The sequence below is a fragment of the Verrucomicrobiales bacterium genome (genome assembly GCA_016793885.1).
Taxonomy (GTDB): domain Bacteria; phylum Verrucomicrobiota; class Verrucomicrobiia; order Limisphaerales; family UBA11320; genus UBA11320.
Genome location: JAEUHE010000203.1, coordinates 98,932 through 116,065, shown reverse-complemented (window position 1 = coordinate 116,065; position 17,134 = coordinate 98,932). Strand labels below are relative to the sequence as shown.

Annotated in this window: 10 protein-coding genes; 3 read left to right on the top strand and 7 right to left on the bottom strand. The window is 60.8% G+C overall.

Annotation, left to right across the window (positions count from 1 at the left end):
• Positions 1–283: 283 nt before the first annotated feature.
• The 7 genes from JNN07_23655 to JNN07_23625 form a co-directional block, all read right to left on the bottom strand.
• The gene (locus JNN07_23655; protein MBL9170749.1) at positions 284–3,652 is read right to left on the bottom strand and encodes a UTP--glucose-1-phosphate uridylyltransferase; all 3,369 of its coding nucleotides are present in this window, start codon (positions 3,650–3,652) and stop codon (positions 284–286) included.
• A gap of 18 nt (positions 3,653–3,670) precedes the next feature.
• Positions 3,671–4,516, bottom strand: coding sequence for an NTP transferase domain-containing protein (locus JNN07_23650; protein ID MBL9170748.1), 846 nt, complete (start codon positions 4,514–4,516; stop codon positions 3,671–3,673).
• A 50-nt stretch (positions 4,517–4,566) separates the two neighbouring features.
• Positions 4,567–5,484, bottom strand: coding sequence for a ThuA domain-containing protein (locus tag JNN07_23645; protein MBL9170747.1), 918 nt, complete (start codon positions 5,482–5,484; stop codon positions 4,567–4,569).
• 69 nt (positions 5,485–5,553) lie between these two features.
• Positions 5,554–6,720: a glycosyltransferase family 4 protein gene (locus JNN07_23640; protein MBL9170746.1), complete on the bottom strand. Its 1,167-nt coding sequence runs from the start codon at positions 6,718–6,720 to the stop codon at positions 5,554–5,556.
• A gap of 313 nt (positions 6,721–7,033) precedes the next feature.
• The gene (locus tag JNN07_23635; GenBank protein ID MBL9170745.1) at positions 7,034–8,458 is read right to left on the bottom strand and encodes a response regulator; all 1,425 of its coding nucleotides are present in this window, start codon (positions 8,456–8,458) and stop codon (positions 7,034–7,036) included.
• Between the two features lie 16 nt (positions 8,459–8,474).
• Positions 8,475–11,030 (bottom strand): response regulator, encoded by a 2,556-nt coding sequence (locus JNN07_23630; protein ID MBL9170744.1) that lies wholly within the window; start codon positions 11,028–11,030, stop codon positions 8,475–8,477.
• Positions 11,031–11,055: 25 nt separating this feature from the next.
• Entirely contained in the window at positions 11,056–14,787 is a 3,732-nt protein-coding gene (locus JNN07_23625; protein ID MBL9170743.1) for a PAS domain S-box protein, read from the bottom strand.
• 127 nt (positions 14,788–14,914) lie between these two features.
• Between JNN07_23625 and JNN07_23620 the strand changes: the two genes are divergently transcribed.
• From JNN07_23620 to JNN07_23610, 3 genes are all read left to right on the top strand, one after another.
• Positions 14,915–15,202, top strand: a complete 288-nt coding sequence (locus tag JNN07_23620; protein MBL9170742.1) for a (2Fe-2S)-binding protein — start codon at positions 14,915–14,917, stop codon at positions 15,200–15,202.
• Between the two features lie 352 nt (positions 15,203–15,554).
• Positions 15,555–15,956: a response regulator transcription factor gene (locus JNN07_23615; GenBank protein ID MBL9170741.1), complete on the top strand. Its 402-nt coding sequence runs from the start codon at positions 15,555–15,557 to the stop codon at positions 15,954–15,956.
• On the top strand, positions 15,949–16,788 hold the full coding sequence (locus JNN07_23610; protein MBL9170740.1) for a hypothetical protein: 840 nt from the start codon (positions 15,949–15,951) through the stop codon (positions 16,786–16,788). Before JNN07_23615 ends, JNN07_23610 begins: the two co-directional genes overlap by 8 nt.
• The last annotated feature ends 346 nt before the right edge of the window (positions 16,789–17,134 follow it).

Below are 17,134 nucleotides of genomic sequence, written 5' to 3'. Positions count from 1 at the left end.
CCGCTAGTTCTTCTAGGGTGGCGTTCTCAGCATTCGGATGTACCTCGAGCGCGCGCAACACTCAGGTTCAACCATAACCCGGCAAAAAGTACCAGTTTTATTTTCAACTATTTCGGAAATCTTTTTTGGCAATCGCTATATAAACCTCGTCGGACCGCTTCGCGGTCAAATCTCGCCCTACCGCCGTGACGATGTGGAGTGGGGTGAGTCCTCTCCAAATCAAGAGTCGTCTATCTTCCTGCACGCAGTGCCTTCTAGCAGCAAACGCCCGCGGCGTTTGCTGCTAGCGCCACTCCAGCAGCGTTTCGAGGTAGCGGGCGGATCCGTCGCGGAGCCAGCCATCGAGCTGAGCTTGATCCTTCAGTTGCTGGCCGCGCACGCGCGGGACGTGCATGAAACCACAGCTGACTTCCGGCAGAGCCGTGAAGTCACCCCATAGCTTCTCAAACTGCATGACGGGAAACACGTCTTCCTGCCCATGCCCCCATCGTTTCTTCACTTCCTTCAGGGTCATGTAGGTGGGCATCTTGGCGGCCAGGCTTCGGATCGCCGCCGTGACCTTGGCGTCGTCCTCCAGATCCTCCCGACTGAGCCCAAACACCTTCAGTAGCCCATCCAAGGAAATCCATGTGGTCATGCTGTTGTAGTAGGACAGCTTGAACTCCTCTTCCTCGCGCGGCATGGCGAGGCCTTCCACCAATCGCACTCGCCCGTTCACCTTGGCGAGGCCACCCCCACGGTCGTCGATACGACGTGAGATCACCTCGAAACTGAGGCAGTGACCTGATCGGATATGATGTCCCAGCAGCAGAGGATCTAACTGAGCACCGAGCGTATCCACGTTGTGCAGCAGTAAGTATTTGAGCTGCGGCCGTTCCCGCAGCAGGCGGACAAGCAAGCCATTGCGAAACAGGTTCGCCACCTCATACCAATGTCCCACTGGATGCATGCATTGCAGCGGGAGGTTGTCCGTGTATTCGGTCGCTTCCCCGTTGCTCCGCGCCCACTGAATGAGGGCCGCGCGCAGGCTGTCGCGGACCTTCTGCTGCTGCTCGTCCAGCCGCTGCTGAGGCATCTCTTCCCAGGCGAAGCGCAGATCGCGTTCGGTAGGAATCAACCGCCAGCCAACCGCTCGCCCCGGCGACAGGTGAACTGGGCCGGCATAGCCGTAGTTTTTCTCGCGTTGGAGATATTCCGCGATCGGCTCATGCGTGAGATAGCTCGTGCTGAACAGATGTGGAATCGGGGTTCCAAATTGGCGGCTGACTTTGCGGCTCTTGGCGAGGTGAGTTTCGATGAAGGTGCGGTGACGTCCCGACAGCTTGCAGAAGGGGTGCAGGGCTTTGCACACTCCCGCACCCTGCGTCCAGCGGCTTCCAGCGCCGGCTGCGAGCGTCAGGACAGCAACCTCGCCCTGTCGCAAGGTTTGCTCTCCCAGCGAGGCGAGTTCAGCCTGTTCCGCCTTTTCTGACGCGGGGGCGGCGCTGGTAAAATGGACAAGATCGTCATCCGCCAGATCCTCGATGACGGCATCGGCGCGCAAACGGTTTTGTGCCAGGCCGATCCTCCCCTCGCGAAGGTCCTGACGGATTTGCTCGTGCTGGGTGCGATCGAATCCATGCTCCGAGAGCAGGTCCGCCAATGACCCGCCCTGGTGGGTTTCCGCCTTGCCGCGCGGCAGCAGCACATCGAAGAGCGTCTTCACCAGTCCGCTTAACTCGGGGCTGCGGCGCGCCGCCGAACCCAGTCGATCGAGCTCGCTGCGTCGAGCGGGCGACAGGGATTGCCGATCCTGGCGAAGCAGCGGAGGCACGACCAGAGTGTAGTATCCCGCCGGCATCAAGGCATCGGAACCCTGCAGCAAGGCGGCGGTAGTTCCGGCCTCGTTGACAGCAAAATCATACACGACAGGTTCCATTGCGAAGGGGAGGGCATGGTGCAGTTCCCGCTTCGTCCGTGTCATGATCTCCTGGAGACGCTCCTGCGCCTCGGCTTTGCGGCCCGGCTTGAAAATGAATCCCATTCCGCCGCCACTCATGCCGCCCAGCATCCAGAAACCGAGAAAGTCCGCGCCGAAGGCCTCCTGCGTTCGCTCGATGAGAAGTTCAGTGTAATAGGTGGATGCCCACGGGATGATCGTTTGGATGGGCTCTCGGAAGTTTCGCGTGGTGGCGGCTCCCAGCGCGGCAATGTCACCTCGCTTCAGAGCGGAGAGCACCTCATCCAGCACCCCGAGGGCATCGAGTCGACCGCGCCATTCCGCTTCCGAGCGAAGCAGGTATTTTTCGGTCACCATCTCGAGGATCGGTCCAACATTTTGTGCCATCCCCCCGTGCACCAACACGAGCGACTCTTCCAGTCGTCGGCGGGTTTCGGGTGAACACTCCTCCTGGGTGAGGATGCGGTGTTGCGGCATAAGCCGTCCCCGGCTGACGCCGAACTCAGGGTCGCCTGGTTCCGCCGCGACTCCTTCAATCAGTTTCATGCCGGGCCAAACCCCGCCACTATCCTGCCACCCACCGCCCGACCCTCCCAACCATTCGCCGAGCAGGGCGCGGGCGAGCACGAGGCGGCGTTCCGACTCCTCGAGCGGGCCGGTGAGGGAGGTCGCCTGCCCGGTGGCGCGCATGCACACCGAGACCAGGGATCCAAGCAGGTTGGTCGAAACCGCGAGCCGCGAGCCCTTCGGGATGTCGTTGACATTCGAGACGATTTCCAAGCCCCGTCCAGGGCCGAGCAAATGGCCCAGCAAGTCCTGCAAGCTCTGGCCGCTTCCCTCGACCCCAGGCGGCACGATGCCCGACGCGATCACTGCCGCCTTGAGCAAACCCAAATAGTCCTTGGCGAAGTCGAAGACTTCAGACAGCGCGGAGATATCGGCCGACGACCGGAGATCGACGGAGGTGAGGCGCAGCACCGGCTCCTCGATCACGCGCAGCCAGGCGCTGACCGGGGGGCGGGCGGAGGCGTCGCGGCCGTGGACCCCCAGGTCGACGGACACATTCAAGACCTTGGCTCCCTCGGGAAAATCCATCCCAAGGAAAAAGATGTCGCTCCACGCGCTGTGGGTCAGGTCCATGCGCACCGGGGTTAGCTCACGCAGGATCGGGAATGCGCCGTCGGCGTCCCGTTGCAGCAGCTCGGGGCGGATGCGGAGCGGCTGGTCGGCGGGATGACCCATGCGGAACATCCATTGATTACCCCGCACATTACGAACGCTGCGACGGACCTGGTCAGCCAGGGTTTGGAACGTCAGGCGTTGATACGCCACGGCGAGGGCACTGAAGATAGGATCATTGGGTCCCAGTTTCTCCTGGGCCCGAAGGAAGGTGTCGATGGCCTCCTCGAAGCGCCTTTGCAGCAGCTGATCATAGCCGGCGAAGGGGATCCATCCGGTGCTGGCGCCCGGTCCGGCTGACTGGTGTCCGGAGTGGGGGGGGAGCTTGGCCGGGAGGTGGAAACGGTGGATGGCGTACAGGAACGCCAGCGCCCGAACACGTTCGTATAGATTTTCCGAGCGACGTCGGAATTGGTCCAGCGACCTGGTTTCTTCGAGCAGTTCGGCCAGAGACCATCGCGCGCACCAGCCGTCCAGGGATTGGTTCCGCACGGAGGCCTCCGGGGAGATGATGAGGTCGATCAGGTGGTGCATGAAGCGGCTCGGAGAGCGTCAGGTTTTTCGTTGAGCCAGGAGTTCAACGAGCCCGCTGAGGACTTCGTCCCGATCGTTGCCGGCGAGGGCCAAGGCGAGTTGGGCGGTAAGCAGCCCGTACTTGGCTCCGATGTCATACCGGCGTCCTTGAAGTTCGCACGCCAGGTAGCGCTCCTGTCGGGCCAGTTTGGCGAGGGACGGGCTCAGGGTCAGTGGTCTGCCTGGCTCGAGGGTGCTGATGCCCGCTCCGAGCAAATCCATGACACTGGCGGTGAGAATGTGCATTCCGAAGAAACACAGGTAGTGGCCTGCCCGCAGGCCCGGAACGATGAGTTCCTGTTCTGCCTTGGTCGGCGTTGGCTTCTCGAGAACCTGGGAGATTTCGAACAGACCCGTGCGTCCCGCCAGCAGCCGCCCTCCGACGGCCCCATAGTAGGGCAGCTTGCTTTCGTGGGTGGCCTGCACTGCGGACACGGCGCAGTTCTCGCTCTGGGCGACCTCGACCAGTTGCTCCGCGCACCGGCGGTTCTGCCCGCTGACGCAAAGGTGATCGGCCACCAGGAGCAAGAACGGTTCACGTCCCGTGAACTGGTGCGCGCAATGCACCGCATGGCCGTAGCCCAGCGGACGATCCTGGGGAACGAACACGAGACGTTTGCCGTGTTCCCCCGCCGCCGCCGCATAGGCCGCCTCATCGCCCGGATGGATCACGATGCAGATCTCCTCCGCTCCGGCGTGAAGAATCTCCTCGATGAGGATCTTAAGGGCGGTCTTGGACCCGCCATCGCGATCCACCAGCGTCTGCAAGGGCAGCGTGCGCTGGCTCTTACCGGCGGCAGTGATGACGGCCTTGTGGATTTTCATAGGCGGCTTGGGCTCCAAACAGTCGCGGCATGAACCGGTTTTAGCCGGCCTCAGGGAGCGTGGGTGACCTTATGGTTCGAGAGCTTGAGCGCCCATTCGATGCCGCCTAGGATGTGTTTCTGATAGATGGGATTCTCCCACACGTCCTCGCGATGTCCGAGCGAGGTGTAGAAAATGCGGCCTTTCCCGAAATTTCGGCTCCAGGCAATCGGGTAGTCTCCCGGCTTCTTGTCGTTGGGGTGCTTGTCCAATCCGAGCACGCCGGAGACCCGGGCTCGTTCGAAGCTTTTCATGATGTAAATCTCATCGTGGACCGTCCAGGACGGTCCCAGGTGACGGCAGGCCGGGTGTTTTGGATCCTGATTGAGACAGTCCACGGTCGCCTGAGCGCCATGGGTGAGGAATTCCCCGCCCAGCATGTCGACGAACGGGCGGAATCCGTGGAACGTGTCGGAGGCCGAGTGCATTCCGATGAACCCTTTTCCGGAGTGGATCCAGTCGATCAGAGCCTGGTTGTCGGGGAGGGGCAGATCGCCGGTAGTGTTGACGAAGACCACCGCGTGGTATTTTCGGAGCGATTTGCGAGACAGCTTTTTAAGCGCCTCCGTCTGCGCCTCCCGGAACGCCTGGAGTTTCGCCTCGTATTCCTTCTGTTTGGCGGGGAACGCGGCCTCGGCTTCTTTATGCTTTCCCAGGTCTTCAGCCTTTGGGTTCTTGGGCAGCGACGGCTTTCTCGGAGCCTGAGGCTCATTCGGAGGCTGTTGGACGAAATCCACAGTGAACATGCCGGTGTCCTTCGCGAGTTGGGTGAGCACCTTTTCCGCTGTGGGGATGGAGCTGTGACGGAAACCGGTGGTGACCGTGACCACGAGGAGCTTTTTGGGGGCGGCGTCCAGCAGTCCGACCAGTCCGGGACAGAGAGCGAGGTAGATGGACCACTTCAGTAGGGAGCGTAGAGAACTTTTCATATTGATCTTGTGCGTGGGAAGCTAGAGGGAAATCAGCGGGTTGAAAAGGAAAGGATGGATTTTGGGGTGTCAAAGTTGGCTCGTGATGCGGAGGAAGTCCCGGTTCCAGACTTCCGGCGTGACATTCTGCTCGAGCCAGGTTCGGCCTGCCTGGCCGAGTCGTTGAGACTCCGCGGGGGTCAGGGTGGTCAGGGCCTTGAGCCAGGCGGGGGCGTTGCCTGGGGGGAGGAGACGCCCGGTTTTCCCATCCAAGATGATTTCCTTCATGCCCCCCATGTCGCTGGCGAGAATCGTCTTTCCCCGTTCATAGGCTTCGTAGGCAACCGTGCTCAAGGGCTCCGCCCAGAGGCACGGAAACACGATGGCCCGGCAGGTTGAGATGAGTTCCTGTTTCTGAGCGCCTTCGATCTGGCCGACCCAGCGAACGTTGGGCGGCGATTGACTGCGAAGCTCGTCCGCAAGGGGGCCCTGGCCGGCCATCACCAGGGTGATGTTCTGTAACGCTGGGTGGCGCCAGAGGTCCACGATGAAGCGCACGCCTTTGGGCTCCACCATGCGGCCGAGGAATAGAAAGTGTCCCTCATCTTGATTGCTGGTTGACGACGTCGTTAGGTGCCATGAGTGTCGGACGCTGTGGAGGCGCTCAGGGAACCAGCCCGCCTGGGCGAAGATACCTCGCATCTCGTCGCTCACCGCCACCCAAGCCTTGACGGAGTCAAAGTCGCCGCGGCGGCGCGCCAGCGCGTAGGAGGCGGCCAGCCAGCTGGTCATCAGGCGGCCATTCCAACTGCCGGCGATCGACTCCTTCACGGCTTTCCAAGGATCGTCTGGCGCCAACTTCTGGGTTCCGGCGTAAAGAGCCCCCCCGACACTGATGGGGCGATAATTGTGCAGCCACTGGACGATGGGCACCTTGAGTTCCAGGGCGCGTCGGTAGACTCCCATCGAAACGACGGGGATCACGTTGTGAAGCAACCACAGGTCAGCGGATTCCTTTTCGTGCAGGGCCTGTAACTCATCCAGCACGGCTGAATTGTTCCAGAGGAGGAACGGCTGTTTCCATCGGGGCGGAGCGCCTGGCTTTTTCCATTCTTCGGAGGCTCGCCAGAACCGAATCACCCGATGTCCTCCGGAGACGAGATCTTCGCCGATCCGTCCCACGGATTTCTCCTCCCCGCCGGGAAGGAGGTAACGGTTGAAAATCTGGATGATGCGCAACGGTCGAGCCTGGCTCATGTCGAGATGACCCTAACAGTTCGCATCAGAATGGAAAGCCTGTTGCGGAGGGGGCGAAGCGGTCCCACGAGGTTTATAGTTCTGATTTCCGCTCGAGCCTTGATGGGCGCCAGGTGGTCCAAAGGGGAAGGGGCTGGGTCGAGGAGGGCTGATGGGGTGATGGTCGTCTGGTGGCCCTCGCGGAGTTGCCCTCTTGTTATCCTGAGCCTGGGGCAGGAGTGGGCTCGAGCGAGATCAGAACTATAAGCTCAATCGGATCGATCCTCGATCAAGTCCCGCCCTACCGCCGTGACGGCCCGTGGCGCCCCCTTGGCTAGGCCGCTTGCTTGAGCTTCTTGGATGAGAGAACGGCGGCGCGGTTGCGCAGGAGGGTGGACATGGCCTTGACCGTTAGTTCAAAAAACATGAACGGCTTGGCGATCAGATCCGTGCCACCGCTGAGCGTGGAGCGGACTCGGCTTTTGAAATCGGTCATGCTGGTCACGAAGATCACGGGAGTCTTCTGGTTGACCAGCTGGGCGCGGATCTGAGTGCAGAGGTCAAACCCGTTGAGCCCAGGCATCTGCACGTCGAGAAAGATCAAGTCGTAGGGTTGAGAGGTGGCCAGCTTGAGCGCTTCCTGAGGGTCTGCGGTATCGGTCGCGCGAAGATGTCCCTTCTCCAAGGCAAATGTTACGGCTCGTCGCGAGAGCATCTCATCATCGACCACGAGGATGGCGGGTGGGGGATCTTCGAGCAAGTTGTCCTCGATGCGGTGCACAAGGAGCTCCGTGAGAACATCGACCGTGTCCGCCGTCGTCCTCTGAATGGATGCGTTGTAGTTCTTCGGTTTTTCGGAGAGTTCTCGGAGGAGCACCTCGAACGCAGCGCTTAAGTCGGCCGCGGGCTGAAAGCCGGCAAACCCTGCATTGGCCCCGATACCTCTCACCTGCCGATGAAGCTCCTCGAGCATCCCCGATTGACTGGCTTCGTTCGCTGCCTTAGCGAGCTCGGAGAGGTTGTAGCGCAGCTGAGTGATGGATTTGTCGACCGTTTGCAGAAAGTCCTGTTTCAGGCGTGCGATATCCGGCGCCGGGGCTTCCGACTGTTTATGGATCTGTGCGGTGGACGGAGTTGAGGGGCGATTCGATCGGCTTCGGTCTCGGTAGATTATTTCCGTCGCTGCGGAAGATCCGGCTTCCGGCGCGGGGAGCGGTGAACTGAAGCCTTCCCAAGACGGATTCCCCATTGGAACGATGTTGCCTTCGTTCCGCGGCGCGGTGTTCGCTGCAACCGGCGTGGAAAGTGTGGGGCTGGACAAGCTCCCGGTCGTTGCGCTGGCCGCGGAATCACCCCGGCGGACAAAGGCCGTGGCCAGCGGTGCGGGCGCTCCGGGAACGCTCGCGGCCAGGGCTTCGAGCAGCTGGCGCGAGGTGAGAGTGGACTTGCTAAAGACGAAGTTGGCGCCGGAGTTACGCGCCACCTCCACCATGTTGGGAATATAGGCGTTGGTGAACACGAGCACGGGCACCCCCGCCAGAGAGCTGTCCGAGCGGATCCTTTGGAGCAGCTCCACGCCACTCGTGTGTGGCAGCATGATGTCCAGCAGGATTGCATCCGGTTTAAAACTTTGAACCGCCGCCAGCCCGCTCGGCCCATCGACCGCCACCTCCGCCTGGTAACCTCGGTTGTTGAGCAGGTTCCGATAGACCGTCGCTACGATCTGATCGTCTTCGATGATGAGAATCCGCTTCTTCATACGCTAAGAGATTGAATCAAGCAGCGAGCTTTCGTCGTTGCTCCGCGAGGTAGATTTTGGTCCTTCCGAATTCCACCGGCAGCAGCTCGGAGACCTGCCGCGCCGCGTGGAGGTTTCCGCTGTTGAGGAGCTGTTCTATTTGCTTAAACGGGGCGCTCATGGCGTCCATCCCGCAGGTTGCGCTGGCCCCGGCGGCGGAGTGGGAAATCCGGATCGACTGCTCCACTTCATTCGATTCCAGCATCAGGCGCAGCTTCTCCAAATTTGAAGTGGTTTGGGTGACGTAGACCTCAATCAATTCGTCCAGTTGAGTGAGGTCGCCCGCTGCAAAGTCCATCAAGCGGTCCATGTTCACCGGTGGGACGAGCGAGGCTGATGGTGCCAGGCCGGGGGCGTTGCGCGGAAGGGGGGCCGCACCGGACCCTGCTGGGGTGGTCGGCGAGGACAATCGATCGGGCGCCGCCGTTATCGTCGTCTGGGATTGCTCGGCCCCTGGCGTCGAGATCGGAAGCCCATCGACGAACAATTGCTTTCCGAAGAGTTCGATGAGGGTCTGGATCTTAGCGGGTTGAATGGGCTTGGGAATGTACTCGTCCATGCCGGCGCCGAGACATTTCTCGCGATCCCCGGGCATGGCATTGGCCGTCATGGCGATGATGATAATCTTTCGATCGTAACGCGAATCCCTGGGCGTTGCCGTCTGGCGTTGGCGGATGCGGCGAGTGGCTTCCAGCCCATCGAGTTGGGGCATTTGCAGGTCCATGAACACCAGGTCGAACGCTTGCTGTCCGACCGCCTGCAGGGCCTCTTCGCCATTGTTGGCCACCTCGGTCTTGTAGCCCATCTGGGACAGCAGGCGGCAGGCGACCTTGAGATTGATCGGGTTGTCGTCGGCGACCAGAATTTTGAAGGGGAACCTTTTGGCAAGCTGGGTGTCCATCGATGGGACGGCGGGGGAGCTGACGACGGATGCGGGGCGAGGCGCCGTGGTGGCCGGCGCGCAAACTCGAAGCAGGGCCTCTTCGAGCTGCAGCGGTTTGACCGGCTTCGTCAGGCAGGCATCAAAGACTTCATTCGCCCCCTGCAGCAGTTCGTCGCGCGGGCCGATGGAGGTAAGCAGCACGATGGGCATGGCGCGTCGGGAGGGCATCTTACGGACCTCGGCGGCGAGGCGCATGCCATCCATTTCCGGCATGAGCATGTCGAATAGGGCAATGTCGAAGGGTTGATTGCTTTTCAGAAGCGTGAGGGCTTCGCTGGGGCGCGAGGCTAGCACCGTCTGCATTCCCCATCGGCCGCCCAGCAGGCTGAGGATGCGGCGGTTCGTCTCGTTGTCGTCCACGACCAGCAATCGTTTGCCGATGAGGATCTCGGGAGGTGGCTTGGGCGTCGGCGCCGCAACCTGCGCCTCGGGAAGGCAGACCTTGAAATGAAACGTGGAGCCTGAGCCTTCCACGCTTTCGGCCCAGATTTGCCCGCCCATGAGCTCCACCAACCCCTTGCAGATCGCGAGTCCCAAGCCGGTTCCGCCGAACCTTCGGCTGATCGACGTGTCGGTTTGGGTAAAGTTTTGGAAGAGGAGGCCTAGCTTGTCCTTGGGAATGCCGGTTCCGGTGTCGCGCACTTGAAAGTGGAGATCCCAGTTGCCGCTGCCTTGGGCGGTTCGACTGGCGAAGACTTCGACGCTGACCTCGCCCTTTTCCGTGAACTTGATCGCATTCCCGACCAGATTGGTAATCACCTGGCGGAGGCGCAACGAATCTCCCCGCATATGCGGCAATCCGTGTTCCTCGATGATGTAGTTGAGGTCGAGGCGTTTTCTCGAGGCTTGGGCTGCAAGCAAGTCGAGGGCTTCTTCGATGCACTGCTGGAGGCTGAAAGGCTGCCGTTCCAGCTCAAGCTTGCCGGACTCGATCTTGGAAAGGTTGAGAATGTCGTTGAGGATGGCCAGCAAGGTCTCACCACTGCTGCGGATGGTGTCCAGACAGTCCCTTTGCTCGGCGTTGAGCGGGGTCTGGAGCAGGATCTCAGTCATCGCGATGACGCCATTCATGGGCGTGCGAATCTCGTGGCTCATGTTGGCCAGGAAGTCCGACTTGGCTCGGGCGGCTGCCTCCGCCTCTTCGCGGGCGGCTTCGAGCCGACGATTCAGGTCCATCAAAACATCCACCCGTTTCTTACCACGGAGGATGGCCTGGATGCGTGCGTTGAGCTCGGAGAGATCGATTGGCTTGGTGAGAAAGTCGCAGACGCCGAGTTCAAACCCGCGCAGCTTGTCGGCCAGATCCTTGCGGGCGCTCAGGATGAGAATGGGAGTTTGGGGCGTGGGCAGCAGCACGCGGATCCTTCGCAGCAGCTCAAAGCCGTCGATGTCGGGCAGCCCGAGATCCAGGATGACCATCTCGTAGGGCTCTCGGCTGAGCAGTTGGACGGCTTCCTCCCCCGTTTTGGCCAGATCCAGGGTGATTTGGGAATCCCGCACAGCACCCTGAATGATACTAAGCCACTCCGGTTCATCCTCGACCAAAAGAACTCGTCGTGGCCGGTTTTCGGCTCGTTGAGGCACAGACATGTCGCAAATGTGTTGATCTGAAACGCTAACGACTCACTTCCATGTGCAGAAAGTCCTGCACCTGAAGGAACTCCTCTTTCAGAGGTTCCAGCAGTGGTTTAGCGGCAGATAACTCACCTGCTTTAGTATGTTTTTCAATGGAGTTGCACAGCGCTGCGAGACGGCGTGCCCCCAGGTTGCTGGCGCTCCCTTTCAGGGCGTGGGCGGCGGCGGTGGCTTTGTGGGCGTCGTCGGACTGCAAGGATTCTTGGAGCGCCTGAATTCGTGCGTGGCTGTCGCGGAGAAAGAGATCGACGAGCTGTCTTAGGGGGTCCGGCTGGTCGGGCTCTCGCAGGGTGCGAAGGCCCTCGATGACCGACAGATCCATACGCTCCTCCCCGGGGAGCGCGACCTGTTCCTCGGCGGCGGGCAATCCCGATCCCAGCGACGTGCCCAGCTGATGCTGAACGCGCGCGAGCAACCCGCCGAGCGCATCCAACTTCAGCGGCTTGCTCAAATAGTCGTGCATGCCAGCGCTCAGGCAGCGCTCCCGGTCTCCGGTCATCGCGTTGGCAGTGACGGCGATCAGCAGCGGATCAGACTTCAACCGCGGATCCCCTTGCTGCCGGAGCTGGGTGATCTGTCGGGCCGCTTCATAACCGTCCATCTCGGGCATCTGACAATCGAGGAGGACAATGTCATAGGGCTTTTGTTCCAACGCAGTGAGCACCTCATGTCCATTGGCGGCGATGTCGGCGGCGTAACCCAGGGACTTTAGCATGCGGGCCGCCACCTGCTGATTCACCGGATTGTCCTCGGCGAGGAGGATACGAAGTGGCGAGGGCGGGACGAGGCCTGGCGAGACAGAGACATGATCCGCGAGCTTGGCCTGGGGTGCGGGCAGTGCGACCTCGGAGGTTTCTGGAGGTGTCAGGGGCTGAGTGAGGGCGCTTCTGAGGGCGTCCGCCAGACGAGTCCGTTTGACCGGTTTAACGAGGCAGAGGCTGACCCGATGCGAGTACATCACGGCTGGGTCGAGTCGGCAGCCCAGGGGCGTCATGACCACCAGACGGATGTTGTCGGTGCCTGGTTTGGTGTGAAGCGCCTGGATCAGGGACAAGCCGTCCATCTCCGGCATCTCGAGATCCAGCAGCACGAGTTGGGGAGCATTCCCGCCTTGGGCGGCTTTTTCGAGCTCGGCCAGAGCGAGCGTGGCGCTGGTAAACGTAGCAACGTCCAAGCCGAGCTCGGTCGCATAGGCGTGGAGCACTCGTAGGGTTCCCTCGTGGTCATCGATGGCGACGAGGCGCTTGCCGGCCAGCGTTTCCAGGTTGGACTGGGTCGGCCCGCTCCCGGCTCCCTCGGGAACTGTGAGCGTGATATCGAACCAGAACGTCGATCCCTTTCCGACTTCGCTTTCAAATCCGATGTGGCCGTCCATCAATTCGACGATCTGCTTGGAAATGGTGAGTCCGAGGCCGGTTCCACCGAACTTTCGCGTGGTGGACCCATCCGCCTGCGTGAAGGCCTGGAAGATGATGGGGCGAGCCTTTTCGGAGATGCCAATCCCGGTGTCGCGGACCTCGAACCGGAGCCGGGCCTTGGTTCCGGTCTGCTGTTCCATGGCGACCTGGATGTTGACCTCGCCGTTCCGGGTAAACTTGACGGCATTGCTGAGCAGGTTCATGAGCACCTGCCGGATGCGGACCGGATCGCCGGTCACCGTTCGCGGGACCGAGGCGGCAATCTGGCAGACCAGTTCGTTCTTTTGGTTGCGGGCGGCCTGGGCCAGCATTTCGGCCGTCCCTTCGATGGTTTCGACCAGATCGAACTCGGTCTGCTCCAGGGTGAGCTTGCCGGCTTCGATTTTGGAGAAGTCCAGGATGTCATTGATCAGGCGGTTTAACGCCTCGGCACTGTCGAAGATGGGTTCGAGCAGCTCCCGCTGGTCCTCGGAGAGCCGGCCGGCCAGGAGCATGCTGGCGTTGCCGATGATCGCGTTGAGCGGCGTGCGAAACTCGTGGCTCATGTTGGCCAGGAACTGCGCCTTCACGCGCGCCGATTCGAGCGCGGCTTCACGGGCTCCCTCACGGGCCTTCTCGGCGAGCTTCCGCGCGGTGATGTCCTCGACGCTGCCCTCGTAGTAGAGGAAGTTGCCGCGAACGTCAGTCACGCTGCGAGCGCTTTCCGAGATCCAGATCACATTCCCGTTCTTCTTGTAGATTTCGGATTCGAACCCGGTGACCCCGCCTTTTTCCCGCATGAGCCGCCTGAATTCCTCACGTCGGTTAGGATCGACATAGAGCTGGTGCTGAATGTCGGTCATGGCCGAGATCAGCTCCTCCTTGGAGTCGTAACCGTAGATGGCCGCCAGAGAGCGGTTGGCGCTGAGGTAATGGCCATCCAGGGTGGTTTGGAAAATACCTTCGACGGAGTTCTCGACGATGTTCCGGTAGTTTTCCTCGGTTTGCCGCAGAGCCTGCTCGGTCTTTTTGAGCTGGGTGATGTCCCGCGACAAACCGATGATGCCCGTGATGTTGCCGCGGTGGTTGTAGATCGGGACTTTGGTGACGGCCGACCAAACCTCCTGGCCCTGGGCATCGCCGTGCTGCTGGACCTTGTTGATGAGAGGCTCGCCGGTGGCGATGATGCGCTGCTCCTCCTCAAAGTAGCCTTGGGCAAGGTTCGCGGGGTAGTAGTTGAAATCCGTTTTTCCGATCACTTCCTCCGGACGGTTGAATCCCAGGCTGCTGAACATGGATGCGCTGCAGCGGATGAAGCGCGATTGGACGTCCTTGAAGAAAATTCGGTCGGGGATGTGGTCGAGCAGTGCTCGAAGCAGATCGCGTTCATGAGCCAGCTGCTGCTCGGTGCGACGTTGCTCGGTGACATCCCAGAAAATCCCCTGCACCCCGACCACCTGGCCGCGGGCGTCGATCAGCGGTGTTTTGACGACTTGAACAAACCCCTTGCTGCCGTCGGGGCGGAGATGTTCTTCAACGGCCTCGAAGGGTTGGCGGGCAGCGATGACCCGCTCGTCGTCCGCATGGTATTTGCGGGCCAGTTCGGGAGGGAAGAAATCGGCGTCGGTTTTGCCTCGGATCTCCTCGAGGCTGCGGTTGAGCTCGGTGCAGAAGTTTCGGCTGGCGAAGGTGAACCGGCCTTGAAGGTCCTTGCGGATGATTCGTTGGGGCAGGCTCTCAACCAGGGCTTGGAAAAAAGCCTCGGACGTTCGCAAGGCGTCCTCCGCCCGGCGCTGATCCTCAAAGATGCGGGAGAGCTGCACCAGGTGGCGGCGTAGCTCGAGCTGGGTCATCACCTGCCGCGCCACGATTTTGAGGGTTTCCAGGGTGGAATCCGGCAGCGTGATAGGCTCCAGAAACTTGATCTCCAGGGTCCCGATCGCCATCCCATCCATGGTCAGCAGCGGAACCCCGTAGTAGGCGCGGATGTGGGGTTCCTCCAGCACCAACTTCAGGTGGCGGAAGCGGGGGTCGCGGACCGTATCCGGAACGCGTAGCACCTCCGTTTGCTGGATGGTGATGTTGGCAAAGGAATCTTCCCTGGGCAGTTCGACCGGGGAGAAGTTCTGTCGCGACTTGAACCAAACCCGGCGATCATCGATGAAGGAGATGGCCGCGATGGGGGCACCCGCGGTATGCATGGCCAGCCGGCTCAGTTCGTCGAACGCGAGCTCGGGCAGGGTGTCGAGAATCGAGTAACGCTTCAGCGCGTTCAGCCGCTTCTCTTCATTGGGTGCGGATAGTTGTTGGCTCACACGGAGTTAGGAACCAGGGCTCAACGTCCCTGATCCACGGGACAGTTTCCCGCCTGCCCCTGCGTTTTGGCAAGTGTTGACTTGCAGAAGCTGCGGTCTCAGGAGACGGTATCGGTCGATTTCGTCTATGCCAAAAGTCACCATTTTGCCCACCGGAGTATCCGCCGAGGTTGAGCCGGGGGAGCTTCTATTGGAAGCGGGAGAGAAGGCCGGCATCGAGATGGAGGCAGGTTGCTTCAATTGCTCGTGCGGCACCTGTGTCATCGAAGTGGTTAGTGGCCTGGAAAATCTCGAGGAGCCTACGCCGGAGGAGTTGGACGTGCTGGACCAATGGAACAAGGATCCGGAGAAGTTCCGACTGACCTGCTGCGTTCACATCAAGACAGGCGATGTCGTGCTGAGGCAGCACCACTAGCAGCAACCACCGACAGGCGGACTCGGGCTGATCTGCACGATCCGTGGGTTCTCACTGATTTAGTGCTCCTCCGCGCTCTCCGCGCCTCCGCGAGAGATTCCGGCGGTCCTTCCGAGTCGGGGGAGGGATCTTTTCTAGCGGAGGCGCGGAGAGCGCGGAGAGGAAAGAGTTCATGGAGAGGACGTCGAACCTTCAATGCTGTTCGTATAATTAATCATAAACCATTTACTTTCAAAGTGTTGTGTGGTTATTTGACTCGAGCGCTTTGATTTTCTTCCCGGAGAACAGCGCATTTTTGAAAGAAAGGCTCTCGTGCTAACGTAACAGGTGTGGGGTCTGTGGATTCCCGCCTATGAAACAAGAACCGAAGAAAAGCCGGGTGCTGATTGCCGATGCGAACGATCGCATGCGCCTGATGCTGCGTTCGACTTTGTCGGATTTGGAGAGTGAGTTCCTGGAGGCGCGCGGAAGTGAGGCTACTCTTCGCGCGGTGCGAGAGCATCAGCCGGACTGGGTGCTTCTGGAAGTTAATTTGCGTCCCAGGGGAGGACTGCCTTTGGCGGGCATTATTCGACAAGAATGCCCGGCGGCGAAAGTGATTATGGTGACCAACTGTGACGAGCCGGAGGTGAGGAACAGCGCGCGGCAGTTGGGTGTGTTTGGCTACGTGTTGAAAGATGATCTGCTCGAGGTGAGAAAGCTCATTCAATCGGAAAACCGCCGTGCCCGACCTGCCCGTTCTGATCATGCCTAACCTTGCTTTTCTGCCGGAAGACCTTGCCCCCGGAGATCGGCTCAAGCAGCCCTTAGATCCCCGGGAACTGACCCTGGTTCGCATCGGTGCTCCTGATCATCCTGATTTCGACGAGGCCTACCAGTTGCTGTGGGATGAATTTGGGGCCCTTCATGAGATGGAAGATCGGACGGTGATTCTGGAACGATTGCGCTGGCAGCCAGTGCACCCGGCGGAGGGTCGATGGCTCCGCTACGAGATGGTGTTGGTGCGGCGCGGCGGTCGTTCCATTGCCGTGCGCGACCAGGTGGCGGTCATCACCTCTGATTTGGGCGACGCCCGCTGTTTGGTGCACCTGTCTCACGTTTGGGTTCATCCCGAGTGGCGTCGGACTGGCCTGGCCGCCTGGCTAAGAGCCGCTCCCATCCAGACAGCGCGTGCCGGGTTATTTGCGGCCGGGCTCTCCCCAGCTTCGCCCATCACGCTGGTGGCTGAAATGGAACATCCCGACGAACGGGTGGAAGCGCGACAGATCCGGCTTCGTTCCTATGAGAAGGCGGGGTTCCTCAAAATAGATCCCGCGGTGATCCCTTATCGGCAACCCGATTTCAGGCCCCCTTCGGTCATTCAGGCCGACGGTTGCGCGCGGCCGCTCCCCTTCGCTCTGATCATCCGACGCGTCGGACAGGAGAAAGAGTGTCGGATCGCGAAAGCGGAGGCGCGATGGATTGTGGATTCTCTGTACCGGATGTATGCCACGAGCTTTCGGCCTCAGGACATGATTCCGCTGTGGGAGGCGCAGCGCGATTGGGCTGCCGGAGAGGGTTTTGTCGATCTGGTTCGACCGCTCTAGCAGCAAACACCGCCGTCGCGATGGCACGGCTGTTGTGAGGTGCGGAAGCCTTGGGAGCGGGGACGTTATGCCCACGGACCACGCGGACCTCACGGATCGGAGGGGAGACCGCAACCCCGACCGCGGGGGCGGGGCGAGTGGCCGAGCCGACTGAAGTTACTGTTCTGCTGAATTACCTCCGACTCCGTGTGTTCTGTGTGTTCCGTGGGCAAAACTCTTTCCTGGAGGTTGTCTCGGCCTTCCTTTGGAGCCTTTTAGGAGCCGCCGTGAGAAGGCTTCGACAAACGTTCGAAGATCGTTTTGGCGTCCAGAGTAATAGGCGGCCTCGAGGACTGACGTTCCGCCG